This window comes from Streptomyces sp. NPDC059008 (assembly GCF_042749045.1).
Classification (GTDB): Bacteria; Actinomycetota; Actinomycetes; order Streptomycetales; family Streptomycetaceae; genus Streptomyces.
The window spans coordinates 1-26141 of sequence record NZ_JBHYJC010000016.1 but is presented as its reverse complement, the minus strand read 5'-3'; the positions used below and the strand labels follow the sequence as shown (position 1 = coordinate 26141).

At 71.0% G+C, this 26141-nt stretch carries 19 protein-coding genes; 11 read left to right on the top strand and 8 right to left on the bottom strand.

The annotated features are described in order from the left end of the window. Positions 1 to 24 precede the first annotated feature (24 nt). Together ACFWZH_RS20220 and ACFWZH_RS20215 are read left to right on the top strand one after the other, a co-directional pair. Positions 25 to 1239 carry an acetyl-CoA C-acetyltransferase gene (locus tag ACFWZH_RS20220; protein WP_384432656.1) on the top strand — a complete coding sequence of 405 codons (1215 nt, stop codon included), beginning with the start codon at positions 25 to 27 and terminating at the stop codon, positions 1237 to 1239. A 34-nt stretch (positions 1240 to 1273) separates the two neighbouring features. After that, positions 1274 to 3478: a 3-hydroxyacyl-CoA dehydrogenase NAD-binding domain-containing protein gene (locus tag ACFWZH_RS20215; protein WP_384432653.1), complete on the top strand. Its 2205-nt coding sequence runs from the start codon at positions 1274 to 1276 to the stop codon at positions 3476 to 3478. A gap of 33 nt (positions 3479 to 3511) precedes the next feature. Here ACFWZH_RS20215 and ACFWZH_RS20210 read toward each other — a convergent pair whose 3' ends face one another. Beyond that, positions 3512 to 4279: a MerR family transcriptional regulator gene (locus ACFWZH_RS20210; protein WP_384432650.1), complete on the bottom strand. Its 768-nt coding sequence runs from the start codon at positions 4277 to 4279 to the stop codon at positions 3512 to 3514. 124 nt (positions 4280 to 4403) lie between these two features. On the opposite strand from ACFWZH_RS20210, the gene ACFWZH_RS20205 reads away from it, so the two are divergent. Further along, entirely contained in the window at positions 4404 to 6233 is a 1830-nt protein-coding gene (locus ACFWZH_RS20205) for an AMP-dependent synthetase/ligase (RefSeq protein ID WP_384432647.1), read from the top strand. Between the two features lie 133 nt (positions 6234 to 6366). Continuing rightward, positions 6367 to 7827 (top strand): amino acid permease, encoded by a 1461-nt coding sequence (locus ACFWZH_RS20200; protein ID WP_384432644.1) that lies wholly within the window; start codon positions 6367 to 6369, stop codon positions 7825 to 7827. A 127-nt stretch (positions 7828 to 7954) separates the two neighbouring features. On the opposite strand, the gene ACFWZH_RS20195 is transcribed toward ACFWZH_RS20200, so the two are convergent. Beyond that, positions 7955 to 8317: an SPASM domain-containing protein gene (locus ACFWZH_RS20195; RefSeq protein WP_384432640.1), complete on the bottom strand. Its 363-nt coding sequence runs from the start codon at positions 8315 to 8317 to the stop codon at positions 7955 to 7957. Positions 8318 to 8326: 9 nt separating this feature from the next. Next, a complete protein-coding gene (locus ACFWZH_RS20190; RefSeq protein ID WP_384432637.1) occupies positions 8327 to 9583 on the bottom strand; it encodes a protein-glutamine gamma-glutamyltransferase in 1257 nt (418 codons plus the stop codon). A 951-nt stretch (positions 9584 to 10534) separates the two neighbouring features. Between ACFWZH_RS20190 and ACFWZH_RS20185 the strand changes: the two genes are divergently transcribed. Both ACFWZH_RS20185 and ACFWZH_RS20180 read left to right on the top strand, forming a co-directional pair. Then, the gene (locus tag ACFWZH_RS20185; protein ID WP_384432634.1) at positions 10535 to 10951 is read left to right on the top strand and encodes a hypothetical protein; all 417 of its coding nucleotides are present in this window, start codon (positions 10535 to 10537) and stop codon (positions 10949 to 10951) included. A 255-nt stretch (positions 10952 to 11206) separates the two neighbouring features. After that, entirely contained in the window at positions 11207 to 11752 is a 546-nt protein-coding gene (locus ACFWZH_RS20180) for a hypothetical protein (protein ID WP_384432631.1), read from the top strand. Positions 11753 to 11756: 4 nt separating this feature from the next. On the opposite strand, the gene sph is transcribed toward ACFWZH_RS20180, so the two are convergent. Then, positions 11757 to 12728: a sphingomyelin phosphodiesterase gene (gene sph / locus ACFWZH_RS20175; protein WP_384432628.1), complete on the bottom strand. Its 972-nt coding sequence runs from the start codon at positions 12726 to 12728 to the stop codon at positions 11757 to 11759. A gap of 305 nt (positions 12729 to 13033) precedes the next feature. On the opposite strand from sph, the gene ACFWZH_RS20170 reads away from it, so the two are divergent. Further along, positions 13034 to 13885, top strand: a complete 852-nt coding sequence (locus ACFWZH_RS20170) for an oxygenase MpaB family protein (protein WP_384432625.1) — start codon at positions 13034 to 13036, stop codon at positions 13883 to 13885. A 69-nt stretch (positions 13886 to 13954) separates the two neighbouring features. Here the strand turns inward: ACFWZH_RS20170 and ACFWZH_RS20165 are convergent, their stop codons facing one another. Further along, complete coding sequence (locus tag ACFWZH_RS20165; protein WP_384432622.1) at positions 13955 to 15451, bottom strand: M1 family metallopeptidase; 1497 nt, start codon at positions 15449 to 15451, stop codon at positions 13955 to 13957. A 244-nt stretch (positions 15452 to 15695) separates the two neighbouring features. Here ACFWZH_RS20165 and ACFWZH_RS20160 point away from each other — a divergent pair, with 244 nt between their 5' ends. The 3 genes from ACFWZH_RS20160 (at position 15696) to ACFWZH_RS20150 (ending at position 20823) form a co-directional block, all read left to right on the top strand. Next, a complete protein-coding gene (locus ACFWZH_RS20160; protein ID WP_384432619.1) occupies positions 15696 to 17633 on the top strand; it encodes a Xaa-Pro dipeptidyl-peptidase in 1938 nt (645 codons plus the stop codon). Positions 17634 to 17717: 84 nt separating this feature from the next. Next, complete coding sequence (locus ACFWZH_RS20155) at positions 17718 to 19064, top strand: M14 family metallocarboxypeptidase (RefSeq protein WP_384432616.1); 1347 nt, start codon at positions 17718 to 17720, stop codon at positions 19062 to 19064. 79 nt (positions 19065 to 19143) lie between these two features. Continuing rightward, the gene (locus ACFWZH_RS20150) at positions 19144 to 20823 is read left to right on the top strand and encodes a BCCT family transporter (protein ID WP_384432970.1); all 1680 of its coding nucleotides are present in this window, start codon (positions 19144 to 19146) and stop codon (positions 20821 to 20823) included. A 149-nt stretch (positions 20824 to 20972) separates the two neighbouring features. Here ACFWZH_RS20150 and ACFWZH_RS20145 read toward each other — a convergent pair whose 3' ends face one another. Further along, positions 20973 to 21956, bottom strand: a complete 984-nt coding sequence (locus ACFWZH_RS20145; protein WP_384432613.1) for an FAD-dependent oxidoreductase — start codon at positions 21954 to 21956, stop codon at positions 20973 to 20975. A 213-nt stretch (positions 21957 to 22169) separates the two neighbouring features. On the opposite strand from ACFWZH_RS20145, the gene ACFWZH_RS20140 reads away from it, so the two are divergent. Next, complete coding sequence (locus ACFWZH_RS20140) at positions 22170 to 24245, top strand: FUSC family protein (protein ID WP_384432611.1); 2076 nt, start codon at positions 22170 to 22172, stop codon at positions 24243 to 24245. On the opposite strand, the gene ACFWZH_RS20135 is transcribed toward ACFWZH_RS20140, so the two are convergent. Together ACFWZH_RS20135 and ACFWZH_RS20130 are read right to left on the bottom strand one after the other, a co-directional pair. Further along, a complete protein-coding gene (locus tag ACFWZH_RS20135; protein WP_384432608.1) occupies positions 24190 to 25392 on the bottom strand; it encodes a Cmx/CmrA family chloramphenicol efflux MFS transporter in 1203 nt (400 codons plus the stop codon). The genes ACFWZH_RS20140 and ACFWZH_RS20135 overlap by 56 nt on opposite strands. 546 nt (positions 25393 to 25938) lie before the next feature. Then, positions 25939 to 26141, bottom strand: a 203-nt coding sequence (locus ACFWZH_RS20130) for a hypothetical protein (RefSeq protein ID WP_384432605.1), incomplete at its 5' end; no start/stop codon positions are given.

Sequence of the window (26141 nt, the reverse complement as noted above, 5' to 3'; positions counted from 1 at the left end):
GTCCTCCCGAAAGGCGCTTACCCAGTGAGTACCGAAGCGTATGTTTACGACGCGATCCGCACCCCGCGCGGCCGCGGCAAGGCCAATGGCGCACTGCACGGCACCAAGCCGATCGACCTGGTCGTCGGCCTGATCCACGAAGTGCGCCGCCGCTTCCCCGGACTCGACCCGGCCGCCATCGACGACATCGTGCTCGGCGTCGTCGGACCGGTCGGCGACCAGGGGTCCGACATCGCCCGGATCGCCGCGATCGCCGCCGGACTGCCCGACACCGTCGCCGGCGTCCAGGAGAACCGCTTCTGTGCCTCCGGTCTGGAGGCCGTCAACATGGCCGCGGCCAAGGTGCGTTCGGGCTGGGAGGACCTGGTCCTGGCCGGCGGTGTCGAGTCCATGTCGCGGGTCCCGATGGCCTCCGACGGCGGCGCCTGGTTCGCGGACCCGATGACCAACTTCGACACCGGCTTCGTCCCCCAGGGCATCAGCGCCGACCTCATCGCCACCATCGAGGGCTATGGCCGGCGCGATGTCGACGAGTTCGCCGCGCTGTCGCAGGAGCGCGCCGCCGAGGCCTGGAAGGACGGCCGCTTCGAGCGCTCCGTCGTCCCGGTGCGCGACCGCAACGGCCTGGTCGTCCTCGACCACGACGAGCACATGCGCCCCGGCACCACCGCCGACTCGCTCGCCGGCCTCAAGCCGTCCTTCGCCACCATCGGCGACGCCGGCGGCTTCGACGCCGTCGCGCTGCAGAAGTACCACTGGGTCGAGAAGATCGACCATGTCCACCACGCCGGCAACTCCTCCGGCATCGTGGACGGCGCGGCCCTGGTCGCCATCGGCTCCAAGGAGGTCGGCGAGCGGTACGGCCTGACCCCCCGGGCCCGCATCGTCTCCGCCGCGGTCTCCGGCTCCGAGCCGACGATCATGCTCACGGGCCCCGCGCCCGCCAGCCGCAAGGCGCTGGCCAAGGCCGGTCTGACCATCGACGACATCGACCTGGTCGAGATCAACGAGGCCTTCGCCGCCGTGGTGCTGCGCTTCGTCAAGGACATGGGCCTGAGCCTGGACAAGGTCAACGTCAACGGCGGCGCCATCGCCCTGGGCCACCCGCTCGGCGCGACCGGCGCGATGATCCTGGGCACCCTGATCGACGAGCTGGAGCGGCAGGACAAGCGCTACGGCCTGGCCACCCTCTGCGTCGGCGGCGGCATGGGCGTCGCCACCGTCATCGAGCGCCTCTGACCCCCTCGTCCCACCCCACTACGGAGTACGCACCATGAGTGAATCCGCCGCTTTGTCGACCATCCGCTGGGAACAGGACGAGACCGGCATCGTCACGCTGGTCCTGGACGACCCCGACCAGTCCGCCAACACCATGAACAACGCCTTCAAGGCCTCCCTCACCGCGGTCGCCGACCGCCTGGAGGCTGAGAAGGACAGCATCCGCGGCATCATCTTCACGTCCGCCAAGAAGACCTTCTTCGCCGGCGGCGACCTGCGCGACCTGATCGCCGTCACGCCCGCCCAGGCTCAGCAGGCCTTCGAGGCGGGCAACGGCATCAAGCGCGATCTGCGCCGTATCGAGACGCTCGGCAAGCCCGTCGTCGCCGCCATCAACGGCGCGGCGCTGGGCGGCGGCTACGAGATCGCGCTCGCCTGCCACCACCGCATCGCCCTCGACACCCCCGGCACCAAGATCGGTCTGCCCGAGGTCACCCTCGGCCTGCTGCCGGCCGGCGGCGGCGTCACCCGTACGGTCCGGCTGCTCGGCATCGCCGACGCACTGCTGAAGGTGCTGCTCCAGGGCACGCAGTACAACGCCACCCGCGCCAAGGAAGCCGGGCTGATCCACGAGGTCGCGGCCACCCCCGAGGAGCTGCTCGCCAAGGCCCGCGCCTTCGTCGAGGAGCACCCCGAGTCCCAGCAGCCCTGGGACGTGAAGGGCTACCGCATCCCCGGCGGCACGCCCGCCCAGCCGAAGTTCGCGGCCAACCTCCCGGCGTTCCCCGCGAACCTCAAGAAGCAGCTCAACGGCGCGCCGTACCCCGCCCCGCGCAACATCCTCGCCGCGGCCGTGGAGGGTTCCCAGGTCGACTTCGAGACCGCGCAGACCATCGAGGCGCGGTACTTCGTCGAGCTGGTGACCGGCCAGATCTCCAAGAACATGATCCAGGCGTTCTTCTTCGACCTGCAGGCCGTCAACTCGGGTGCCAACCGACCCAAGGACATCGCGCCCCGCAAGGTGGAGAAGGTCGCGGTCCTCGGCGCCGGCATGATGGGCGCGGGCATCGCGTACTCCTGCGCCAGGGCCGGGATGCAGGTGGTCCTCAAGGACGTCTCCCTGGAGGCGGCCGAGAAGGGCAAGGCGTATGCGGAGGGGCTGCTCGCCAAGGCGCTCTCCCGGGGCCGTACGACCGAGCAGCAGCGCGACGAGCTGCTGGCGCGCATCACGCCCACCGCGGAGCCGGCCGACCTCGCGGGCTGCGACGCCGTCATCGAGGCGGTCTTCGAGGACGTCGGTCTCAAGCACAAGGTGTTCAAGGAGATCCAGCACATCGTCGCGCCCGACGCCCTGCTGTGCTCCAACACCTCCACGCTGCCCATCACGCTGCTGGCCGAGGGGGTCGAGCGCGACCAGGACTTCATCGGGCTGCACTTCTTCTCGCCGGTCGACAAGATGCCGCTGGTGGAGATCATCAAGGGTGAGCGGACCGGCGACGAGGCGCTGGCCCGCGCCTTCGACCTGGTCCGCCAGATCAAGAAGACCCCGATCGTGGTCAACGACTCGCGCGGCTTCTTCACCTCCCGCGTGATCGGCCACTTCATCAACGAGGGCGTGGCGATGGTCGGCGAGGGTCTCGACCCGGCCTCCGTCGAGCAGGCCGCCGCCCAGGCCGGCTACCCGGCCAAGGTGCTGTCCCTGATGGACGAGCTGACCCTCACCCTGCCGCGGAAGATCCGCCAGGAGACCAGGCGGGCGGTCGAGGAGTCCGGCGGCACCTGGCAGCCGCACCCGGCCGACGAGGTCATCGACCGGATGGTCGACGAGTTCGGACGTCCCGGACGCAGTGGCGGCGCCGGCTTCTACGAGTACGGCGAGGACGGCAGGCGGGCGGGTCTGTGGCCCGGACTGCGCGAGCACTTCGCCGAGGAGGGGGCCGGTATCCCGTTCGTCGACATGCAGGAGCGGATGCTCTTCGCCGAGGCGCTGGACACCGTCCGCTGCTTGGAGGAGGGCGTGCTCACCTCCGTCGCCGACGCCAACATCGGCTCCATCTTCGGCATCGGCTTCCCCGGCTGGACCGGCGGCGTGATCCAGTACATCAACGGGTACCAGGGGGGACCGGGCCGCGAGGACCGCGTCGGCCTGCCCGGGTTCGTGGCCCGCGCCCGCGAACTGCAGGCGGCCTACGGCGACCGGTTCGCGCCGTCGCCGCTGCTGGTCGAGAAGGCCGAGAAGGGCGAGAAGTTCAGCGACTGACGGGCACGGGGCGGGCCGCGGCGGCCCGCCCCGTCACCGCGACGGTGCCTGCGGGCCGCCGTCCCGCCGGCTCGCCTCGCCCTCCTTGCCGAACCATTCCCGCAGTTCCTGCTTCATCGACCGCTGGAAGGCGGTGACCAGTGCCTGCACCACCATCGGCTGCATATGGGCGGAGAGCGACTTCATCCGCGCCATCTCCTCCTCGTCCGGCCCGCCGTCCCGGTACGGCTCCCATACCTCGTCCTTGAACAGCCGGCTCAGCTCGCGGGCCGCCGAGCGGGTGTGCTCGATGACGACGGTGCGTGCCGCGAGGATGGTCTCCAGCGCGATCGGCACGTCCAGCAGCCGGGTGCCCAGGTGCAGCAGACCGGGATCGACCCGGAAGACCTCCGGGTCCTCGGTCCGTACGAGCACGCTCATCGCCGCCAGCCGGTCCAGGTCCTCCTCGGTCAGCTGCCGGCCGACCCGGCGCTCCAGCTGCTCCCGGGTGGCGTCCTCGGCCTTGTCCGGGACCCAACTCGCCACCAGCGCACGGTGGATGGCCAGGTCCTGGGCGCTCAGGTCGGGCGGCAGCTGCGCCAGATAGCGTTCGATCGCGGAGAGCGTCAGGCCCTGGTGCTGGAGTTCCTCGACGAGCGCGAGCCGTGAGAGGTGGTCGGGGCCGTAGCGGCCGACCCGGCGCGGACCGAGCTCCGGCGGCGGCAGCAGGCCGCGGGTGCTGTAGAAGCGGATAGTGCGGACCGTCACTCCGGCACGGGCGGCCAGTTCGTCGACGGTCAGACCGGTGGCGGACTCCATCATGTTCAACAGTATTGCTGTCTCACCACTCTTGTGAAACCTTCTGGAACCTTCCCGACCGCGCCGTGTCCGCAGTCGGCGCCGCGGTTCGGCCCGCAGATCAGGCCCACATCGTCAGGAGGCCGCGTTGACCACGATCCTGCGCATGCCCGGTGCACCGGACGAACTCACCCTCCCCGTACTGCTGTTGCGCAACGCCGAGGACCACGGGGAGCGGCCGGCGCTCTCCTGGCGCCGTACCGAAGACGCCGGCTGGCACACGCTGAGCTGGGCCGAGGTGCGCCGGCGGGTCGCGGAGCTGGCCGCCGGATACCGCTCGCTCGGCGTACGCGGCGGGGAGATCGTCCTGCTCATGATGGGCAACCGCCCCGAGCACTGGCTCAGCGACCTCGCCCTGGTGCACCTCGGAGCGGTCCCGGTGACGGTGTACGGCACCGCAGCGCCCGAACAGATCGCCCATATCGCCCGGCACAGCAGGGCCCGCTTCGCCGTCCTGGAAGGCCCCCGCGAGCTCGGGCGCTGGGAGCCGCTGCTCGACGACGCCACCACCCGGCTGGAGCGGCTGGTGATCGTCGAGCCGGGGGAGTCCGCCGGTGACGGCCGGCAGGAGACCTTCGCGGCGCTGGCCGAGCGGGGCGCCGAGCGGTACGACCCCGAGGCGTTCGAGGAGGACCGGCGGCGGTTACGGGCGGGCGACCCGCTGACCGTCGTCTACACCTCCGGCACCACCGGCGACCCCAAGGGCGTGCTGGTCAGCCACCGCAACGTGCTGCTCAACGCGGTGGCCCTGGACGCGGTGGTGGAGCTGCCCGATCACGCCGAGCACCTGTGCTATCTCCCCTTCGCGCATATCGCCGAGCGGATGCTGGGCATCTATCTGCCGGTCTTCCGGGCCGGACACGTCTACCTGTGCGCGGATCCGGCGGCGGTCGCCCGGACGGCGCGCGAGCTGCGCCCGGCGGAGTTCTTCGGGGTGCCGCGGGTGTGGGAGAAGCTGGCGGCGTCGGTGCGGGCCGTCCTCGCGCTGCTCCCCGAGGAGCGGCGGGCGGCGGTGGCGGCGGCCGGCGAGTGCGCCCGGGCGTATGTCGCGTGCCGGGAGCGGGGCGAGCGTCCCGGCGAGGAGCTGGCGAAGGCCTACGGCAGGGCGAAGGCCGAGGTGCTCGATCCGCTGCTGGCGCGGGCCGGCTTCGACCGCCTGGTGTGGACCGCGAGCGCGTCTGCGCCGATGCCCCCGGACGTGGTGCGGTTCTGGGCCGGTCTGGGCGTCGTGATCATGGATGCCTGGGGGCTGACCGAGACGGCGGGGGTGTGCACGGCGAACGGCCCCGGCGCGTTCCGGCTGGGCTCGGTCGGCCGTCCGATCGACGGCGTCCAGGTGCGTACGGCCGAGGACGGCGAGATCGAGGTCCGGGGCCGCACGGTGTGCGAGGGGTATCTGCGGGCCGACGGATCGGTGGAGCCGGCGGCCGACGCCGATGGCTGGTTCGCGACGGGTGACATCGGCCGGGTCGACGAGGACGGCTTCCTCTGGCTGACCGACCGCAAGAAGGAAATGATCGTGACCTCGACGGGCAAGAACGTCTCGCCCGCTCTGGTGGAGAACCGCCTCAAGGAGCATCCGCTCATCGGGCAGGCGCTGGTGCACGGCGACGGCCGGTCCTATCTGGTCGCGCTGCTGGTCCTGGACGGGGGGCTGGCCCCGGCCTGGGCGGCGCGGCGCGGCATCGAGGGGACGCTGCGGGAGCTGGCCGGGCATCCGGAGGTGCGGGCGGAGGTGGAGCGGGCCGTCGCGGCGGCGAATTCGCGTCTGAACCGAACGGAACAGGTCAAGAAGTTTTCGCTGCTGAGTGAGGAATGGGGTCCGGAATCGGGTGAACTGACGCCCTCCTTGAAATTGCGTCGCCGGATAATTGCCGCCAAATACGGACAAATCTTGGATGGCCTATACACGCTGTGATCTTGCACACAGACGGGGGGCCGCTCTTCAGGGAAGGTGTGCCGTCGGCCGCCGCGCGATCCGCGGGATCCGGCCATCGCTCGAGCGCCTGCCCCATTAGGCGACGCCTGCCCGAAAGCGAGATTCACCAGCAGTGAGCACAGAAACCGTCACCGAGACAGCCCAGAGGTCACCTGACGGGGGGAGCGCCGCGCAGCAGGATGCGGGCGACGCGGGCTACAGCAAGGGCCTCAAGGGCCGGCACATCAACATGATCGCCATCGGTGGGGCGATCGGAACCGGCCTCTTCCTGGGCGCCGGCGGTCGGCTGCACTCCGCGGGACCCGCGCTGGCCGTCGCCTACGCCGTCTGTGGCCTCTTCGCCTTCTTCGTCGTACGGGCCCTGGGCGAGCTGGTGGTGCACCGCCCCTCGTCGGGTTCGTTCGTCTCCTACGCCCGTGAGTTCCTGGGTGAGAAGGGCGCCTACGTCGCCGGCTGGATGTACGTCGTCAACTGGTCGACGACCGGTATCGCCGACATCACCGCGATCGCGCTCTACACCCACTACTGGAGCATGTTCACCGACATCCCGCAGTGGGTGATGGCGCTGATCGCCCTGGCGGTGGTCCTGTCGGTGAACCTGATCTCGGTGAAGATCTTCGGTGAGCTGGAGTTCTGGTTCGCGATCATCAAGGTCGCCGCGCTGGTCGTCTTCATGTTCATCGGCATCTTCCTGCTGGCCACCCAGCACCCGGTCGACGGCCACACACCAGGCCTGAGTCTGATCACCGACAACGGAGGCCTCTTCCCGACCGGCCTGCTCCCCGTGGTGATCGTGCTGCAAGGCGTCGTCTTCGCCTACTCCGCGGTCGAGCTGGTCGGTGTCACCGCGGGTGAGACCGCGGACCCGCAGAAGGTCGTGCCGAAGGCCGTCAACTCGATCATGTGGCGGGTGGGCGTCTTCTACGTCGGCTCCGTGGTGCTGCTCGCGATGCTGCTGCCGTGGAACAAGTACACCGGCAGCGAGAGCCCCTTCGTCACGGTGCTGTCCAACGTCGGTGTTCCGGCGGCGGGCGACGTGATGAACCTGGTCGTGCTGACCGCGGCGATGTCCAGCCTGAACTCCGGGCTCTACTCGACCGGCCGCATTCTGCGCTCGATGTCGATGGCGGGCTCCGCGCCGAAGTTCGCCGGCCTGATGAACCGCAACCAGGTGCCGTACGGCGGCATCATGCTCACCTCCGCGGTGTGTGTGCTCGGTGTCGGGCTCAACTACTGGCTGCCGGGCCAGGCGTTCGAGATCGTGATCAACATCGCGGCGCTGGGCATCGTCAGCACCTGGTGCACGATCATGATCTGCCACATGGTGTTCGTGCGCCGTGCCAAGGCCGGTCTGGTCGAGCGCCCGCGCTTCCGCCTGCCGGGCACGCCGGTCACCGACATCGCGACCATCGTGTTCCTGGTCGGCGTCATCGTGCTGATGTGGTTCGACGGCGGTGTCGGCCGGCAGACCGTGCTGCTGATCCCGATCATCGGCGCCGCGCTGGTCGGCGGCTGGTTCGCGGTCCGCGGCCGGGTCGCCCGGATCGCCGAGGAGCGCCAGCTGGCGAAGTAGCCGCGCGGTAGCGGACACCCGAGGAATCGAGGGCGGTCGCAGAGGTCGAGAGGCCTCTGCGACCGCCCTCGCGCTGTTCGGCCGCCGATCAGCCGCCGATCACCGGGTAGTGGTCGGATGACCACCCTCAAGCCCCGTGGTAAATCTGCTGCAGGCTCGTCTCGTGGACGTTGCCGACGGTCATCCAGCGCGCAAACACGCATGGCCAGACGTCCCCGTTGGGTGATGGCCAGCTTGTTCCGGCCGCAGCGCCCGCAGAGTTTCGCGATGTCCGGGGCGGCGCCGTCGGCTGCTGCCCGTCCGAAGGGCCGGACTCGGTCCGTACGAACGTCCCGCAGGCCGATGTCGAGCAGCTGCCGGCGGGACTGGTCGGCGCGCTGCCCTTGCAGCACGTTGGCTCACCTGAACCGCTGGGGTGTGACCGAAGAAGACCGGGACCGCATCGACGCCGGTGGGCTGGGGGGAGAGGGCCGGGTGACCCGGCCCTCATACCCGGCTGTTACGACCAGCCCTGCTTCACCTCGGCGGGGGCAGTGTTCCAGTTCTTGGGTATGAATGTGATGACGTAGGCCCCGCGGTCGAAATCTGCGTACCCGGCAGACCAGTTCCGGAACTTGCTCTCGTATACGTTCATGGGGCCCAGGCCGCCGTTGGGCGCGTGATAGTGGTTGGCGTGGGTCCATATGGTTTTGTCGGCATCCGCTTCCGTCTGAGCCCCAAACCAGCCGTAGTCGAAATTGACCCAACTTTCGCCGGGTTGGGCGGGACTGCGCGGAATATTCCTGTCCTTGGACATGTCGACCAGTCCTGTGCCCTGGTCGGGGCGGAAGGCATCCGGGTCGCCGTACTTCCTCTTGTCAGAGGATCCCCGCTGGTCCTGCCCGCTCCAGAAGTGTTTCGAGTAGATCACCGCCTTCATCTTGGATGGGTCGTAGTTGCCTCCATCCCTTTCCTTGAAGGACGGCGTATTTCTCAGCGCCGAGTAAAAGTTCGAGCGACTGTCCTCGTAGCGCAGAGCGTCATTTTTGTTCGCGAGCTCCGTCTTGAGGTTGTCGATGTAGGTCCCCTCGTCGTGCGCATTATCCAGGGCCTTGTTCATGGCGGACGCCACATCACGCGCCCGCTTGAAACCCTTCCCCTCGTCGAAACTGTCCTTGACGATGCGCCCCTCAAACTCGGCTTGCGTCTCATTGGGGCGTGGTCTGCTGTTTTCCAGGTTGCTCTTGTACTTGTTCTCGTCGAAGAACGCGAACGCCAATTTGTTCGTCGGGTAGGGGCCCGAATTGACCCAGGTGATGCCGACGCAGCCGTAGGACAGCTTTTCTCGCTGCTCTTCGGTCATTTGCTGTTGGTTGCCGTCGCGGTGACTGTAGACCTGCTGCCACTTGCGTATGTAGTTGTTGACGACCGTAGTGGCCCTACCTCCGTAGGCCCGGTACGCGTCAGGCATCCGGTTGAGCGGCTCGGCGGTAGGGGTCACCCTCTCGTCGGCAGCGTCGGGGGCCCGGAAGAGCGTACTGGCGCTCGGCGGCAATTCCGTCAGAGAATTGCCAGGTTGACCCGCAGTCAGGGCTCTTTTGTTCAGTGCGTTGATGTTCTTGACGTCCTCCGCCGTCAGGCCGTGCGTTGCGGCGTAGGACCCCTCCCTTTCCCCGTCGCCGCCGCTGGCGGCATGGCTGACCGACGGCATGATTCCAGCGGTGCATATCGCCGCACTCACAGTGGCGAAGGCGAGTAGACTCCGACGTTTGTTCATGAAAATCAATAACTCCCTTGTTGTGGAATCTCGTGAAACGGGGCATGCGAGCGAACGACACAATGAGCGGTTGCGGTAAGCAGCCGCTCCGTGACCCCGGCCGCGCTGTCCTGGGGCGCTGCGCCGGAGACAGGAAGGAACGCCGCCGCGAGGCGGAAGGAGATGCGGCAGAGGCGGGAGACGTCGGTGGCGGCGTGGCCGTCGCCGGTCATGACCTGGTGGCCGGCGGGCCGCCCGGGTCGGGCGGCACTGGTGCCTCGCTACGTCAGCGTCGCCGCCGAGGCGACGACGCGGGCCCGGAGTCGGTGTCGCCCCTGCGGACCTGGCCGACAGCGGTGGTCGCCGGGCGCCGGGGGTCGGGGATCGGGGCGGCCGCCTGGGCTCCCTGGGCGAAGGCCAGGGCGGGGGTGCCGGTCAAAGCGACGGCAGGGAGAGCACGCGAAGCGATGGGGCGTATCACGTATCGGCTCCTGGGTGAGTGATCAGGTGGATACGGGCAGTGATCATGCCTCGGCGCCAACTCACCGGCAACGTCGCGGTCTTACAATCGGCCAATCTGTCACGTAGGACGTATCTGGCCAGGTATCCGAGCCGGCCTGTGGGGATGCGATGCGGCAGCGTTCCCCTGCTCCTGGCGTGTGGTTCACGGCGAGGCCGGTACCGATGTTGTCGCGAATCCCACGGTGCAGTTTGAAGCCGTCGTCGACCGGGAGGAAGAGTCCCATTCAGCGGGTGAACCGGCTGCGGGAGCTCCGTCAACACGCTCGGGGCCGCAGTCGAACGGGCCATCGCCCACGTGAAGGACCGGAAGATCTTCGCCACCCGCTACGGCGGCCCCCTCGCCCGTTCGGGGTCATCCGTCGCGCAGTGCCTCAGCCCGGGGCAGGGAGAACGGCGGGGTGCAGTCCTTCCAGCCGTCCTCCGACGCACTGTGCTGCCAGGCTGTGAGCCGTGCAACAGACGAGCCTCACCTGGCCCGTGTGCATGCTGCGCTGTACCCACCGCGGCCGGGAGCGGGAAATCGCCTGGAAGCGGGTGGCGGTCCGGGTGGGAATGCTGTTCGTGCCGGGCGAGCTCGGCGAGTGGAACATCCAGATCCTGCACCACTACGCCCTCTGGCTGCTGCTCCTGCTCTTCCTTTCGGTGCTGCGGGTCACCTTGCTGATCATCGCCGGTGTACTGGAGGTGATCTGTCCGGAATTCAAGATCGCCGCCGATCACGCGGCAGCGAGCTGGGGATTCCTCCCGGGCATTGAGCCGGTCACGGCCTCGGAACAACCGGTGGCAAGTTGGGCAGCGCGGGCCGGAGGCAGCGGTGCGCTGCAGGAGCACGATCCTGCGGCGCACCGTGGGTGGCTGGGGAGGTGACTTCAGGTCTCACCGGTCGCGCAGTACGGACGCGAGAGCTGTGGTGAGTTCGGTCGTGTGCTGGGTGGCGAGGGTGGCGTGCCAGGAGCGGCCCGGTTGAAGGCGGGCGTCGTTGTCGGCCTGGGCGTCGGCCTTCTCCTCGGCGATGCCGGCGGGGATTGGCGGATGTCGCAGAGTTGTCCCTCGAAGGGCTCCAGCGGTACAACGTGGGCAAGACCGGCTACGGGAAGATCGCCATCAGGTGGAACGAGCTCGGTGTGTTCAACACCCGCGGTCGACCGTGGCAAGACCAGACCGTTCGTTGGTACTTCGACAGCGGTTTCGGTGCCGGGCTGCTCGTCACGCACCGACCCGACGCAATGCGGTGATCCCGGCCGGATCGTGATCCCGCAGCCGCGCGAGGCTCCCGACGTCAAGAAGAAGCGCAAGCGCCTCGAAAAGGAGATTGCCAAGGTGACGGGCGCGCTCGACCGAGCCGCGGAAGCTTTCGCGCTCGGCGACATCCCGCGTGACTCGTACCTGCGCACCCGCGGCAAGTTCGACGGGCAGCGCGCCGAGAAGCAGAAGGAACTCGACGCGCTGCCGGACGACGAGGCGCCGCAACTCGGCCCGCTGCCTTACCGCGAGAAGATGCAGGGGCTGCTCGATGAGTGGGACACGATCGGCGTCGAGTCGAAGCGGGTCACTCTCGCTTCGATCGTTCGCCGAGTAGAGATCGCCCCGAACAAGACGGTCAACGTCGTGCCCGTGCGGGCGCCGGCAGATGAACCGGACACCGCCGCCAGCATCCAGAGCGCCTAGCCGGTCATGCGCCTATTACAGGATAATGGTCGGAGAGGTTGGTGTACGTGTAGTCCTTGCCCCAGCTGGAGACCGTCCAGGGCGCCGACTCCTCCTTGACCACCTCGTTCCGCCAGCCGGCGGGCCGGGCGTGGCCGTTGCGGTGCAGGACGTAGTCCAGGTCCTCGCGGGGGTCGTCCGGGTAGCGGTACTTCGCGACGGAGTTGTCCTGGGTGTCGAAGGAGTACGGGTGGCCGGTGCGGCTGTCGGCGGGAGCCAGGTCGCCGTTGTCGAGCAGCGCCTGGTACTCGTCGCTGTGCGAGTCGACGTTCAGGTCGCCGGCGACCATGACCTCCTCGTCCGCCGGTATGTGCTTGGCGTCCAGGAAGGCGTCCATCTCCTTGAGCTGCTTGGCGCGGTCCGCGGCCGCCTCACCCGCCCCGCAGCCCGAGTCGGTGGACTGGGTGTGGGTGCCGACGACATGCACCTTGGCGCCGTCGACGTCCAGCACGGCATAGACGAAGCCCTTGTTGGACAGGGAGTCCGAGCCGCAGGCGTCCTTGTAGACGTACTGCTCCTTGCGCAGGACCGGCCACTTGCTCAGCAGCGTCACCCCGCCGTCCTCCGGGGTGGTGGCCGAGTAGGCGCCGCCGGTGGCGTCCCAGCCGTCCTTGCTGCGGCCGACCACCGGGGTCTGGTGCGGGTACTGCGCCGCGGCCCGGGACTTCAGGGCGTCGGAGGAGGAGTTGTCGAACGCCTCCTGGAGGACGACGACATCGTGGCCCTGGAAGAAGTCCGCGTCCGCGATCGCCTGCGCGCGGTGGTCCTGGCCCCAGTTGGGGTAGAGGTTCTTGCTCATGAGGAAGGCGTTGTAGGTGAGTACCTTCAGATGAGGGGCGGTGGCGGCCGAACTGGGGGACGCGGCGGCGAGGGTGACGGCGGCCAGGGCGGCGGCTGCCGCGGCGGCGCGGGACACGCGCAGCGGAGAAGGCGACACGGGGACTCCCTGTGGGGTGGGGGTGAGTTCCGGCGACGCACATCAAATCAGCTGGGGTTACTTCGAGGTAACCATCCGGGGGCAACGAGATGGAGGGCAACGGGATTTACCGCACCCGGCGCATGACCGCCCGCGGTCGCGCGGGGAGGCGGCCGATTCCGGGCCGTCAGTCGGGCGGGGCGGGCGCGGGCGGCCGGGCGGCGGGCCGCGGCGCCGGTGCCACGGTGGTGTGCCGGAACACGTTCCGGCCAGGGCTGGACCTCGTACCCGCGGGCACCGGGAGCCGCCGTATGATGATTAATGCCATGAATACGGTGGAAACATACCCAAAGCCCCCGCCGGTCGGAGGTGTGCTCTGGTCGATGGTCGGGGACATCCGCACGCTGCTCACCCTGCCGTCGGCGCTGACGATGCAGGTCGCACACCCGGCGGTGGGCGCCGGCGTGGACGACCACTCCGCCTTCCGCACCGACCCGTGGGGCCGCGGCGAGCGCTCGCTGACCTCGCTGCAGCTGTGGGTGTACGGCGGCGAGGGCGCGGCCGAGGAGGGGCAGCGGCTGCGACGACTGCACCGGACCATCCAGGGCACCGACGCCCACGGCCGCAGGTACCACGCGCTGACCCCCGCCTACTACGCCTGGGTGCACGCCACCGGCTACCCCGTGTTCCGGCACGCCCAGCGCTACCTGGGCCGCCCCTTCACCGAGGCGCAGGAGCGCCGGCTCTACGCGGAGTGGCTCCAGGTCGGCCGGATCCTGGGTATCCACGACCGCGATATGCCGCAGACCATCGAGGAGTTCTGGCCGTACTACCGCAAGGTCCTCGACAACGACCTCGAAGAGACCGCGGTGGTGCGGGAGTTGATCGCGACCGACCCGCAACTGCCGGTCCCCGACCGCGGTCCGCGCTGGCTGCGGCTGCTCCTCCGGCTCACCTGGCCGTGGCTGTGCCCGCGGTTCGCCCGCTTCCGGCGGTTCGTCACGATCGGGCTGATGCCGCCGGACGCCCGGCAGGCCATCGGCCTGGAGTGGACCGAGGCGCAGGAGCGCCGGCTGCGCCGCTTCGGACGGGTGGTGCGCGCGGTGGTCCCGGCCCTGCCGGAGCGGTTGCGCTTCATGCCGATCGCGCGCCGGGCCCGCCGGGCCGCACGGAAGTAGCCGCGCACGAACGGAGCCGGGGCGGGATACCCGCCGCCCCGGCTCCGGATGGTTCACCCGTCCACCGGATCAGTGGCCGTGCGCCCCGTGCACATCGTGCGTGGCCGCGATCTGCTTCCACGACTTGGGCTGGGCGACCGGCCCCCGCTGCGCGCCGAACGCCGTCTTGGCCGCGCCCGCGGCCGGCTTCTTCGGCTGGAACAGCCAGGTGTCGAAGAAGTCGGCCAGCTGCTTGCCGGACTTCTCCTCGGCGAACTTCACAAAGTCCGCCACCGAGGCGTTGCCGTACGTGTGCTCGGTCTGCCAGGACTTGAGGATGTGGAAGAAGACCTTGTCGCCGACCTTGTTGCGGAGCGCCTGGAGGGTCAGCGCACCACGGTCGTAGACGGCGCCGTCGAACTGGTTCTCCGCGCCCGGGTTGCCCGGCTTGACCGTCCAGAAGGCGTCGTCGGCCGGGTGCTGGGCGTAGACGTAGTCCGCCAGCTCCTGAGCGGTGCCCTCGCCCTCCTTCTCCGACCACAGCCACTGGCTGTAGGCGGCGAAGCCCTCGTTGATCCAGATGTCCTTCCAGTCCTTGAGCGAGACGTTGTCGCCGTACCACTGGTGGGCCAGCTCATGCACCACGACCGAGACGTTCGTGCCGCGGTCGAAGGCCTTCTTGCCGTAGAAGGGGCGGGTCTGGGTCTCCAGCGCGTACCCGGCCGGCACGTTGGGGACGTAGCCGCCCACCGAGTTGAATGGGTAGGGGCCGAAGACGCTCTCCAGCCACTCGGTGATCTCGGTGGTGCGCTCGATGCTGGCCTTCGCCGAGCCCTCGTTGGCGCCGAGGTCCTTGCTGACGGCGTTGATCACCGGCAGGCCGTTCGCGGTCTTGTCGGTGGTGATGTCGAACTTGCCGACGGCCAGCGTCGTCAGGTACGTCGCCTGCGGCTTGTCCGAGCGCCAGTTGTAGCGCGTCCAGCCGAGCTTGGAGGACTGCGAGGCCAGTACGCCGTTGCTCAGGGCCTGGGTGCCGTCCGGGACCGCCACCGAGATGTCGTAGGTGGCCTTGTCGGTCGGGTGGTCGTTGCTCGGGTACCACCACACGGCGGCGTCCGGCTCCTGCGCCACCACACCGCCGTCGGGCGTACGGGCCCAGGCGGAGTAGCCGTCTATCTTCAGCTCGGAGGGCTTGCCCGCGTAGCGGACCACGACGCTGATCTGCTTGCCCTTCTCCAGCGGCGTGGCCGGGGTGACCTCCAGCTCGTGCTTGCCGGACGTGGCGAAGGCGGCCTTCTTGCCGTTGACCCGGATCTCGCTGACCTTCAGGCCGAAGTCCAGGTTGAAGCGGGAGAGGTCCTGGGTGGTCTTGGCGAGCAGCGTCGCCGTGCCCTCCAGCAGGTCCGTCTTCGGCTGGTACTTGAGTCGCAGGTCGTAGTGGGAAACGTCGTATCCGCCGTTTCCGCTCTCGGGGTAGTAGGTGTCGCCCACACCGGGAGCGCCGGGCGAGAAGCTGGCCGCCGATGCCGGGATCGCCAGCAGCAGGCTGAGCGCGGCCGCGCCCGGGACGAGGAGTCTGTGACGCACGAGTCCTCCAACTCGTAGGGGGGATGGCTCGCTTCAGACCTTATGCAGTCCTCCGGGCCGGAGTCATGTACATGGCCCGATCTGACACATGACCGACATGAACCACCATCTGCCCCGGTGGTCCTTCGTGCCACCGGCCCCACATCCGTCACCGCCCACGCAGCCGCGGTCACCCGTGCCCTTACGCCGACGAGTTGAGCCGCGCTACCGTCCGCCCGTGACGAATCCTGCGCGGTTCCCCCGCATGCCCTTCACAGCGCTCGTGCCGGCGGCCGTCCTCGCCCTGCTGTCCGCCCTGATCGGGCCGGCCACCGCGCAGGCGGCGCCCGGCGAGAGCAGACCCGTGTACTCCTACGACCGCGCGATACGCGCATCGGTCTGGGTCGACACCGGGCTCGACGGCGACGAGGACGGGCGCACCGACCGCGTCGCCGTCGACATCGTGCGGCCCTCCGAACCCGCCCGGCAGGGCCGCCGGGTCCCCGTGATCATGGATGCCAGTCCGTACTACTCCTGCTGCGGACGCGGCAACGAGAGCCAGAAGAAGACCTACGACGAGCGGGGCCGGCCGGTCCAGTTCCCGCTCTTCTACGACAACTACTTCGTGCCGCGCGGCTATGCGACGGTCCTGGTCGACCTGGCGGGCACCAACCGGTCGGACGGCTGCGTCGACGTGGGCGGACGCCACGACATCCAGTCGGCCAGAGCCGTCGTCGACTGGCTGGGCGGCCGGGGCCGTGCCTACACCGCCCGCAGCGGAGGCAGACCCGTCACGGCCGACTGGTCCAATGGCAGCACCGGCATGATCGGCAAGAGCTGGGACGCCACCATCGCCAGCGGCGTCGCGGCCACCGGCGTCAAGGGCCTCAAGACCATCGTCCCGATCGCCGGCATCTCCTCCTGGTACGACTACTACTTCGCCAAGGGCGCCCCGCTCTACGACTCGGGCCCGGACACCCTCGCGCACCTGGTCGAGAGCCCCGAGGCGCAAAGAGGCTGCGCCGCCATGCAGCGCAGGCTCGTCGAGGGCGCGCCGCGCAGTGGCGACTGGACCGGGCTGTGGAGCGAACGGGACTACGTCCGGGACGCGGGCAAGGTCCGGGCCAGCGTCTTCCTGGTCCACGGCATGCAGGACCTCAACGTCCGTACCCGCAACGTCGGCCGCTGGTGGGACGCGCTCGCCCGGCACGGTGTCGAGCGCAAGATCTGGCTCTCCCAGACCGGGCACGTCGACCCCTTCGACTTCCGGCGCGCGGACTGGGTCAAGACCCTGCACCACTGGTTCGACCACTATCTGATGGGCTACGACAACGGCATCGACCGCGCCCCGATGGCCGATGTCGAACGCGCGCCGGGCAGCTGGACCACCGACCCGCAATGGCCCGCACCCGGCACCTCCGCCACCAGGGTGTGGCCGCGCGGCGGCAGCGCCCCCGGCGTCGGCGTCCTCGGCACCGAGCAGGCCCCGCCGGGCTCGACCGAGACCTTCACCGACGACCCGCGGCTGAGCGAGGCCGACTGGGCCGCCCACCTCGACGAACCCACGGCGGCCAAGGCCGGGTTCACCACCGGGCCGCTGCGCGCACCGCTGCGGCTGTCCGGCTCCGGCACGGTGACCGTGACCGCCACGCCCAGCACCACGACCGCCCACCTCTCCGCCGTCCTGGTGGACCTCGGCCCCGCCACCATCCGCGACTACGCGGACGAGGGCGAGGGCATCACCACCCTCGACCGGCGCACCTGCTGGGGCGAGGGGGCCAAGGGCGACACCGGCTGCTTCAAGGAGACCGCCGCCGACACCCGGCAGGTCGCGCACACGGTCTTCAGCCGCGGCTGGGCCGACCTCGGCAACTACGCCGACCCGCACAAGGGCCGCCCGCTCACCCCCGGCAAGCCCTACACCCTCACCCTGGACCTGGCCGCGAGCGACCACATCGTGCCCGCCGGACACCGGCTCGCGCTGATCGTGGCCGGGACCGACGCCGGTCTGATCGACCCGCCCTCCTCCCGGCCGCGGCTCACCCTCGATGTGGCCCGCACCTTCGCCGAACTGCCGCTGACCGGTGGCGCCCGGGCCTTCGCACGGGCCATCGGGGGCGCGCCCCGGCAGACCGACAGCGCGGGGCCGCATGACGGGATCGCCCCGCCGCACTCGATCAGCCGGCTGCCGCACGCCGGATGACCGGGACCGCCCCGCAGCGGGCGGCCCGGCCCGACCCCCACCGCACCCCACCCCCCACCGCTCCACCTAGGGAGGCACCTCCTCGTGATACTCCGCTCCCGCCGCCTGGCCCTCGGGCCCCTGGCCCTCGCTCTGACCGCCGCGCTCAGCGCCACCCTGTCGGCCTCGCCCGCCGGCGCGACCGGAACCCGGGCACCCCGTACGGGATTCGAAACCAGCCATGGCGCCCGCTGGACCAGTCAGCACGAGGAGCAGGAGTTCCTCGCCACCGTCGACCGTGCCACCGCGCGCGTACGGGTCGAGCGGATCGGCAGCACCGCACAGGGCCGCCCGCTGCAGCTGGTACGCATCGGCGCCCCGGCCCCCGGGCGCCCGGCCGAGGTACGGCGCGGCAACTCCGTGCTGCTGATCTGCTCCCAGCACGGCGACGAGCCCTCCGGCCGCGAGGCCTGCCTCGCCACCGTCCGCGACCTCGCCTACGCCAAGGACCGGGCGACCCGGCGCTTCCTGGAGCGCACCACCGTGCTCGTCGTACCGACCGCCAACCCCGACGGCCGGGCCGCCGACACCCGCGGCAACTCCGACGGGGCGGACATCAACCGCGACCACCTCGCCCTGCGCACCGCCGAGGGCCGGGCGATGGCCGCGGTCATCCGCGACCACCGCCCCGACACCATCTACGACCTGCACGAGTACGGACCCACCGTCCCGTACTACATGAAGGACGTGCTGTCGCTGTGGCCGCGCAACCTCAACACCTCGGACGCGGTGCACCGCGAGGCCACCTCGCTCTTCACCGACTTCCTCGGGCCCGCCGTCCGCAGGGCCGGATTCAGCACCGGCGTCTACGGCATCTGGACCGACCCGGAGACCGGCGACCCTGTCCAACAGGTCGCGGGCGACGGCCAGGAGCGCATTCTGCGCAACACCGCCGGTGTGAAGGGATCGGTCGGGCTGCTCGTCGAGACCCGCGTGGACCCCCTCACGGACGCCGAGAAGGCCGACCCCGCGCTCAACAACCGACGCCGGGTCACCTCCCAACTGGCGGCTCTGAAGGGCCTGTTCGGCTTCGCCGAGCAGCACCGCACCCGCGTCGAGGCGGCCACCGACGCGGCCCGGCTCGCCGGCTGGGCCGACCACGGCCCGGTCTACCTCGGCGGCGCGGACAACGAACCCGCCCCCGACGACAAGATCCTGTCCGACCCGCCCTGCGCCTACCGCCTGGACGCCGATCAGTTCGCCGGCATCAAGGACGAGCTGGACCTGCACGGCGTGGCCTACCGGCGGGACCGGGACGGCGGCGCGGTCGTCCCGCTGCGCCAGTCGCTGCGCGGCCTCGTCCCGCTGCTGCTGGACCGGAGGGCCGATTATCACCTTACGGTCGCGGCGCCCCTGAACGTCTGCCGAGGTGTGGTAGGGGGTAACGGGTAAGGAAAATATGGGCTATTGAAAGGTTGACTACGTGTCGAACGCAGACAAGGGGACGGGAGACGGGGGTGGCGCGTCATCGGTGGCGGACCTCCCCGACGACCCGCTGCGGACCGGGCGCCCACGCACCGACCGTGTGGTCTTCGGTGTGACCTCACTGCTCACCCTGGCGTTCATCGCCTGGGGAGCGACCTCCACCGCATCGCTCAAGAACGTGTCGACCACGATGCTGAACTGGGTGATCGACAACGGCGGCTGGGCCTTCGTGCTCTCCGCCTCCGGCTTCGTGATCTTCGCGATCTGGCTGGCCGTCAGCAAGTACGGCCGGATCACCCTCGGCAAGGAGGGCGAGGAGCCCGAATTCCGCACGGTGTCGTGGATCGCGATGATGTTCAGCGCCGGTATGGGCATCGGCCTGATGTTCTACGGCGTCAGTGAGCCGCTGGGCCACTTCACCACGCCACCACCGGGCACCGATCCCAAGGACGCCGCCCAGGCGATGGACACGGCGATGGCCACCACGCTGTTCCACTGGACGCTGCACCCATGGGCCATCTACGCGGTCGTGGGTCTGGCCATCGCGTACAGCTGCTTCCGGCGGGGGAGGCGGCAGACGATGAGCGCGGTGTTCAGCCCACTGATCGGTGAGCGGCGGGCGAGCGGCTGGGGTGGCCGGGTCATCGACATCCTGGCCATCTTCGCCACCCTCTTCGGCTCCGCGGCCTCGCTCGGGCTCGGCGCGCTGCAGATCGGCAGCGGCATCAAGGTGCTCGGCTGGATGGACAGCGTCAGCACCACCTTGCTGGTCGGCGTCATCACCGTGCTGACCATCGCCTTCATCCTGTCCGCGGTCTCCGGCATCGCCAAGGGCGTCCAGATGCTGTCCAACATCAACATGGTGCTGGCGCTGATCCTGGCGGTCTTCGTCTTCGTGGTCGGACCGACCATCCTCATCCTCAACCTGGTGCCGACCTCCATCGGCTCGTTCATCGGCGAGCTGCCGCAGCTGGCCGGCCGTACGGAGGCCAGCAGCGGCAGCGACGTGGGCGGCTGGCTGCGCAGCTGGACGGTGTTCTACTGGGCGTGGTGGATCTCCTGGACGCCCTTCGTGGGCATGTTCATCGCCCGGATCAGCCGCGGCCGGACGATCCGTCAGTTCATCGGCGGGGTCATCCTCGTGCCGAGCGTGGTCAGCCTGCTGTGGTTCGCGGTGTTCGGCGGCTCGGCCATGAAGCTGCAGGACTCCAAGCAGCTCAGCGGGTCGAGCACATCCGAGGGCCAGCTCTTCGACGTGCTGCACCAGTACCCGCTCGCCACGCTCACCAGCCTCCTCGTCATGATCCTGGTCGGCATCTTCTTCGTCTCCGGCGCCGATGCCGCCTCCATCGTCATGGGCACCCTCTCGCAGCGGGGAACCTTCGAACCGAGCCGGCTGGTGGTGGTGTTCTGGGGCGTGGTGACCGGCGCGGTGGCCGCGATCATGCTGCTGATCGGCGGTGGCTCGGGCGACGCGCTGACCGGACTGCAGAACCTCACGATCCTGGTCGCGGTGCCGTTCCTGCTCGTGATGATCGTCATGTGCTGGGCGCTGATGCGGGACCTGCGCAGCGATCCGCTGATCGTGCGGGGCCAGAAGGGCGAGGAGGCCGTCGAGTTGGCCGTCATCGCCGGGCATGAACGCTACGACGGGGACTTCGAGTTCCAGATCCGGGCCGGCGGCGGTGCGAGCGGCGCCACCGTCGAGGTGAAGGAAGGCGACTAGCTCCGGCGGCGAGCCCGAGGGCTTCGTGGAGGGCCGGTGGCCGATGCCGCCGGCCCTCCACGGGCCTGGGCCCAGCGCCTGCGGTTTCCGGCCGCGCGCCGCGGACGGGCCTCGGGCCGTCCGGTCCCGCCGCGTGCATCCGGGCCGCCTCAGGCGTCCCGCACCAGCCGCACCACTTCCTCCGCGCAGCCCCACGCCACGGTCACCCCCGCACCGCCGTGCCCGTAGTTGTGCACGCACAGCGCTCCGCCGGGCAGCCGCTCCGCCTCCAGGCGCACGGACGACCGGGCCGGGCGCAGCCCCACCCTGTGGGCCAGGACCCGGGCCCGTGCCACCTCCGGGACGTACCGCGCGCAGCGCGCCACGATCGCGTCGGCCACCTCCGGATCGGGCTCCCGCGACCAGGCGTCCTGACACGCCGTACCGCCCAGCACCAGCCCGTACGGCTGCGGCAGCGCATACGCGGTCTGTTCCGCTCCCTGGTCCGCGGCCACGAACCACTCCCGCACACCCGGGTTGTCCACGATCACCAACTGCCCCTGTACAGGGTGCACTTCGCGATCCGCCACCAGGCTCCGCGCGCCCAGCCCCGAGCAGTTGACGACCACGGCCGCCGCCCGGCCGGCCTCGTCCAGGGACCGCACCTCGCGCCGTACGACGACCCCGCCCGCCGCGGCCAACCTCCGCTCCAGATAGCGCAGATGGGCCGGCATGTCGACGAGCGGAGTACGGGCCCGCCACCCCGACGCGCACCCCTGGGGAAGCTCGTCCGCGACCGCGTGCCGCAGTCCGGGTACGGCGTCGTACCAGGCGGCGAGGCCGTCATCGGCGGCGCCCGGGTCCGCCGAGGCGCCCGCCATCGTGCCCGTCACCATCCTGGCGCCGGTCTCCTGCGGCCTGCCCGCCAGCTCCGCCAGCACCTCGAAGGACCTGACGGCCCACCGCACCGCGCGCTCGTAGGGCCGGATGCGGTACGGCCAGCACAGCCCGCCGGCCACCGCCGACGTCGTGGCGGCCACCGCGTCCCGGCTCACCACCCGCACCCGGTGCCCGCCCTCCGCCAGCGCGACCGCCGACGTCAGCCCGATCACGCCCGCGCCGATCACCCATACGTCATCCGTGTTGAGCGTCATGGCGGGATGGTAGGCGGGGTCGGTGGAGCGTGCCCACCGGGAGCGCCGGGGCGAGGCCGGCCGCCTGCCCGCCCGCCGTTCTTGATCTTGCGGTAACCCTCCGGACGTGGCGCGGACAAACCCGGACCTTAGGCTGGTGGCAGCACCGTCGGCCGATGTCGCCCCTCGGATTCCGCTTGCCGTCCGTCCGTACGCCGTCGTCTGAGGAGGCCCATGCTCCGCGCGCCGCGCGCCGTGCCCGCCTGGTTGGCGCATCCGTTCCGCTGGCAGCGGCTGCCCGTGCCCTGGGCCGCCGTCGCCCGCGGTGCGCTGTGCGCGGGGCCGCTGCTCGGGGCGGGTATCGCGACCGGCCATCCGGCGCCCGGCGTGCTGGCCGGCCTCGGCTCGATGCTCGCCGGCGTCAACGACCGCCCCGGCACCCGCCGTACCGGCATCGTCCACATCGGACTGCCGGCCCTCGCCTCGGCGCTCGGCATGCTGATCGGCGCCTCGCTGCAGGCGGCCGGTGCGGGCTGGTGGATCGTTCCGGCGCTGTTCGCGGTCGGCTTCGTCTCCGGCGCGGGCAGCGTGGCGGGGCCGGTGCGCTCCAACGCCGGTATGCAGATGCTGGCCACCACCATCCTCGGCGCCGGAATGCCGCTGCCTGGAGCGCCCTGGACCAAGGCCCTCTACGTCCTCGCCGGCTGCCTGTGGCTGCTTGTGCTCCGCCTGGTACTGCGCTCACCGCGTCCCGCGGGCGGCGCGCTCAGCGGTGAGCGGGCGGCGGTCGCCACGGTCTTCGACGCGCTCGCCGACGCCCTGGGCGCGGCCGGCGGTTCCGGTGCCGAGCCTGCCAGGCGCCGGCTCACCGCGGCCCTGGACCGCGCCGACGAGGCCCTGCGGCTGCGCCGGCTGACCAGTCGGCTGCTGCGCCGCCCCGCGCGCGCCGAAGAGCTGCTGCTCACCGAGCGGTTCGCCGCGGCCACCGCGCTGTGCGAGGCCAGCGTCGCGCTGCTGTGGGAGGCCCGCCCGCTGCCGTCCCGGGTCGCCGAGAGCCCCCGCCGGTTCGCCGAGGCGCTGCGCACCGGGCGGCCACCGGGCCGGCTGTCCGCCCCCGAGACCAGTACGGCCGCACGCGGCGCCTTCGACCAGGCGCTGCTGGACGCGGCGGTGGTGTTCGCCCGCCGCGAGCCGTCGCCCCGGCCGGAGCCGGAGCCGGAGGCGGACGCGGCGACGGAGCCGGCGCCGCCCCCGCCCGGCCGTCCGACCGGGGCCGTGCCGCCCGGAGCGGCGGTCCGCCGCATGCTGGGCGCCTTCGCGGAGCGGTGGACCCGGCGCGGGCGCAGCCTGCTCGGCCCCGCCGGACGGCACTACGGCCTCCGGGTCGCCGTCTGCATCGCCGCGAGCGCCGCGGTGGCCCTGCTGCTGCGCGCCGACCACTGGTACTGGCTGCCGGTGACCGCCACCTTCCTCGTCAAGCCGGACCTCGGGCCGCTGTTCTCCCGTACCGTCAACCGCTTCGCCGGGACCGTGGCCGGGGTGCTGGTCTTCGCCGGGGCGGGGCTGCTGCTCACCGGGGCGTGGTGGCCGGCGCTGGTCGCCGGTGCGGGCGGTGCGCTGCTGCCGTTCGCCACCCGGCACTTCGCGCTGCAGACCGTGGCCATCACCCTCATGGTGCTGTCGTTCGTGGACGTCGGCGGGGCGGCCCCCACGGCCTTCGGCCGGGCGTACCCGCATCTCACCGCGCTCCCCGCCGCCGAGCGGATCGTCGACACCTCCATCGCCTGCGCCATCGTCCTGATCGTCGGGCATCTGCCCCAGCTCGCCGACCCGCGCCGCAGGGTCGGCCAGCGCGTCACCTCGGCGCTGCGCGCCACCGAGCGGTTCCTGCGGCACGTCCTGGAGTCGGAGCCGGGAGCCGACCCCACCCGGCGGCTGGCGCTGCGACGGGCCGCCTACCGGGCGCTGGCGGAGGCCAGGGCCGCGGCGGAGACCGCCGCGGCCGAACTCCTCGCCGCCCGCGACCGCAACCCCGACTGGCTGACCGTGGTCACCGCGGCCGAACGCGTCGTGGACGCGGCGACCGCCTGCGCCGTACGCCTCGACCACGGCGCCCACCGCCCCGACCGGCAGGAGTCCGAGCGGCTGTGCCGGGCGCTGTCCGCGATGGCCGACGCCCTGGAGGACCCGCGCCGCCGTCGTGACACCGACGTCGCGGACCCCGATCTGCGTCCCGTTCCGGACTGCGCCACGCTCACCGACGTCGCGGCGGAGCTGGAACGCATGCGCGGTTACGCGGGCGCGGGCTGAGCCCGGCCACCCCGCCCGCCACCAGGGCGCACGCCACCAGCAGCGCGCTGACCCACACTGGCGCCCGGTAGCCGAGCCCGGCGGCGAGGGCGACCCCGCCCAGCCAGGGGCCGATCGCCGCGCCCACGTTCAACGCGGCCGTGGCGAACCCGCCGGCCAGGGTCGGCGCGCCGGTCGCCGCGTAGAGCGCCTGCGAGATCAGGGTGGAGCCGACGGCGAACGAGAGGGCTCCCTGGACCAGGACGAGCACGACGGCCGCGGCCGGGCTCCCCGCCGTCAGCGCCAGCAGGGCCCACCCCAGCAGCAGGGCCGGCCCGCCCGTCACCAGGAGCCGTACGGCGCGGGTATCGGCCATCCGTCCGCCGAGGGTGACGCCGGCGAAGGAGCCCAGTCCGAAGAGCGCGAGCACGGCCGGCACCCAGCCGGGTGCGATGCCGGCGACGCCGGTGACCAGGGGCGCGAGGTAGGTGAAGGCACAGAAGGTCGCGCCGTTCACCAGGGCGCCCAGCAGCAGGGTCACCAGCAGCCGCGGGCTGCGCAGCGCGCGGAGCTCCGTACGGCGGGCGGCCGCCGTGCCGCGCTCTTGGGCGGATGCGCGGTCCTGCCCGGCCGGTACCGACCGGACGATCGCGACCACGGCGGGCTCCGACACCAGGGCGACCGCCCAGAACGCCGAGCGCCAGCCCCACAGCCCACCGAGGAACGCACCGGCCGGTACGCCCGCTACACAGGCCATGGTGGTGCCGCCGAGCAGGACGGATGTGGCGCGGCCCTTGGCGTCCGGGGCCACCGCGGCCGTCGCGGTGGCCAGCGCCACCGCCAGGAACCCGGCGTTGGCCAGTGCCGCGACGACCCGCGTGGCCAGCAGCACCCCGTAGCTCGTGGTGACCGCGCCGAGGACGTGGACCAGCAGAAACGCGATCAGGAAGGCCAGCAGCGCGCGGCGGCGCGGCCAGCGCAGGCTCAGCAGCGCCATCAGCGGCGCACCGACGATCATTCCCACGGCGAAGGCCGAGGTCAGCGCGCCCGCGGCCGAGAGCGAGACACCCAGATCCGCGGCGATGCCGGGGAGGAGACCGGACAGCATGAACTCGGACGTGCCTTGGGCGAAGACGGCCAGTCCGAGGAGGTAGAGAAAGCAGGGCACAGCAACACTCCGCAACCACAGAGGATCGATACGGTGCGGCGGCAGGGCGTGCGCACGACGCATGCGGCTACCGCGCAGGAAGACGACCTGGCAGACGATCTGGGGCTGCACACAGGGGAGAGCCCGCGTCAGGTCGGGGGAGAGCCCGTACTACGGCGATCCGATGGCAGGCGAGCGCGGCCGTGGAGACGAGCGCGCGACGAGGCGGCACGGGCCGGGCGGGACGTGCCGGACACGCCGTGCGGCGTGGGCACTCCCTACGGTCGGGCAACGCGAAAAGCCACCGGACGACCGGTGGCTAGCGTCTTGACGCCTCGGGGCTGGACATGGGCGCAGGATAACGACCCCGGCTCAGCGCCGTCCACGCGTTTTTTCGGGGCGCGGCCCGGTCCGGCCTCTCCGCGCCGTCGACGCCCCGTCCGCGGGTGCAACGGCGCGGCCGTCAGTCCGGGAAGCCACCGGCAGGCGGCTGCCCGAACTGACGGCCGTGGAAAGTGACGGTACGTCAGAAGGCGCTGGGAGAAGGCTGCTTCAGGGGCCGGGGCGTCAGCGCCCGCCCCGCTCCTTGCCCAGGAGGCCGGCCCGCCGCAGGGCGTCCGCCATCGCGTCGTTCGCCGGTCCCGCGTCGCGGCCGCCACGGCGGTCGCCGCCGCGCTGGCCGCCGCCCTGCCGCTGCCGCGGCGCACCGCCCCGGCCGCCGCCCTGGCGGCCGTCCACGGCGCACAGGTCAACGTCCTGGTGTCGGTCGC

What these genes read in the sequence shown, in the direction of transcription:
- ACFWZH_RS20215 (WP_384432653.1), top strand. Translation starts at nt 1,274, where the DNA reads ATGAGTGAATCCGCCGCTTTGTCGACCATCCGCTGGGAACAGGACGAG.
- ACFWZH_RS20210 (WP_384432650.1), bottom strand. Translation starts at nt 4,279, where the DNA reads ATGATGGAGTCCGCCACCGGTCTGACCGTCGACGAACTGGCCGCCCGT.
- ACFWZH_RS20195 (WP_384432640.1), bottom strand. Translation starts at nt 8,317, where the DNA reads ATGAGGGCCGGGTCACCCGGCCCTCTCCCCCCAGCCCACCGGCGTCGA.
- ACFWZH_RS20190 (WP_384432637.1), bottom strand. Translation starts at nt 9,583, where the DNA reads ATGAACAAACGTCGGAGTCTACTCGCCTTCGCCACTGTGAGTGCGGCG.
- ACFWZH_RS20170 (WP_384432625.1), top strand. Translation starts at nt 13,034, where the DNA reads ATGAATACGGTGGAAACATACCCAAAGCCCCCGCCGGTCGGAGGTGTG.
- ACFWZH_RS20160 (WP_384432619.1), top strand. Translation starts at nt 15,696, where the DNA reads ATGCCCTTCACAGCGCTCGTGCCGGCGGCCGTCCTCGCCCTGCTGTCC.
- ACFWZH_RS20145 (WP_384432613.1), bottom strand. Translation starts at nt 21,956, where the DNA reads ATGACGCTCAACACGGATGACGTATGGGTGATCGGCGCGGGCGTGATC.
- ACFWZH_RS20140 (WP_384432611.1), top strand. Translation starts at nt 22,170, where the DNA reads ATGCTCCGCGCGCCGCGCGCCGTGCCCGCCTGGTTGGCGCATCCGTTC.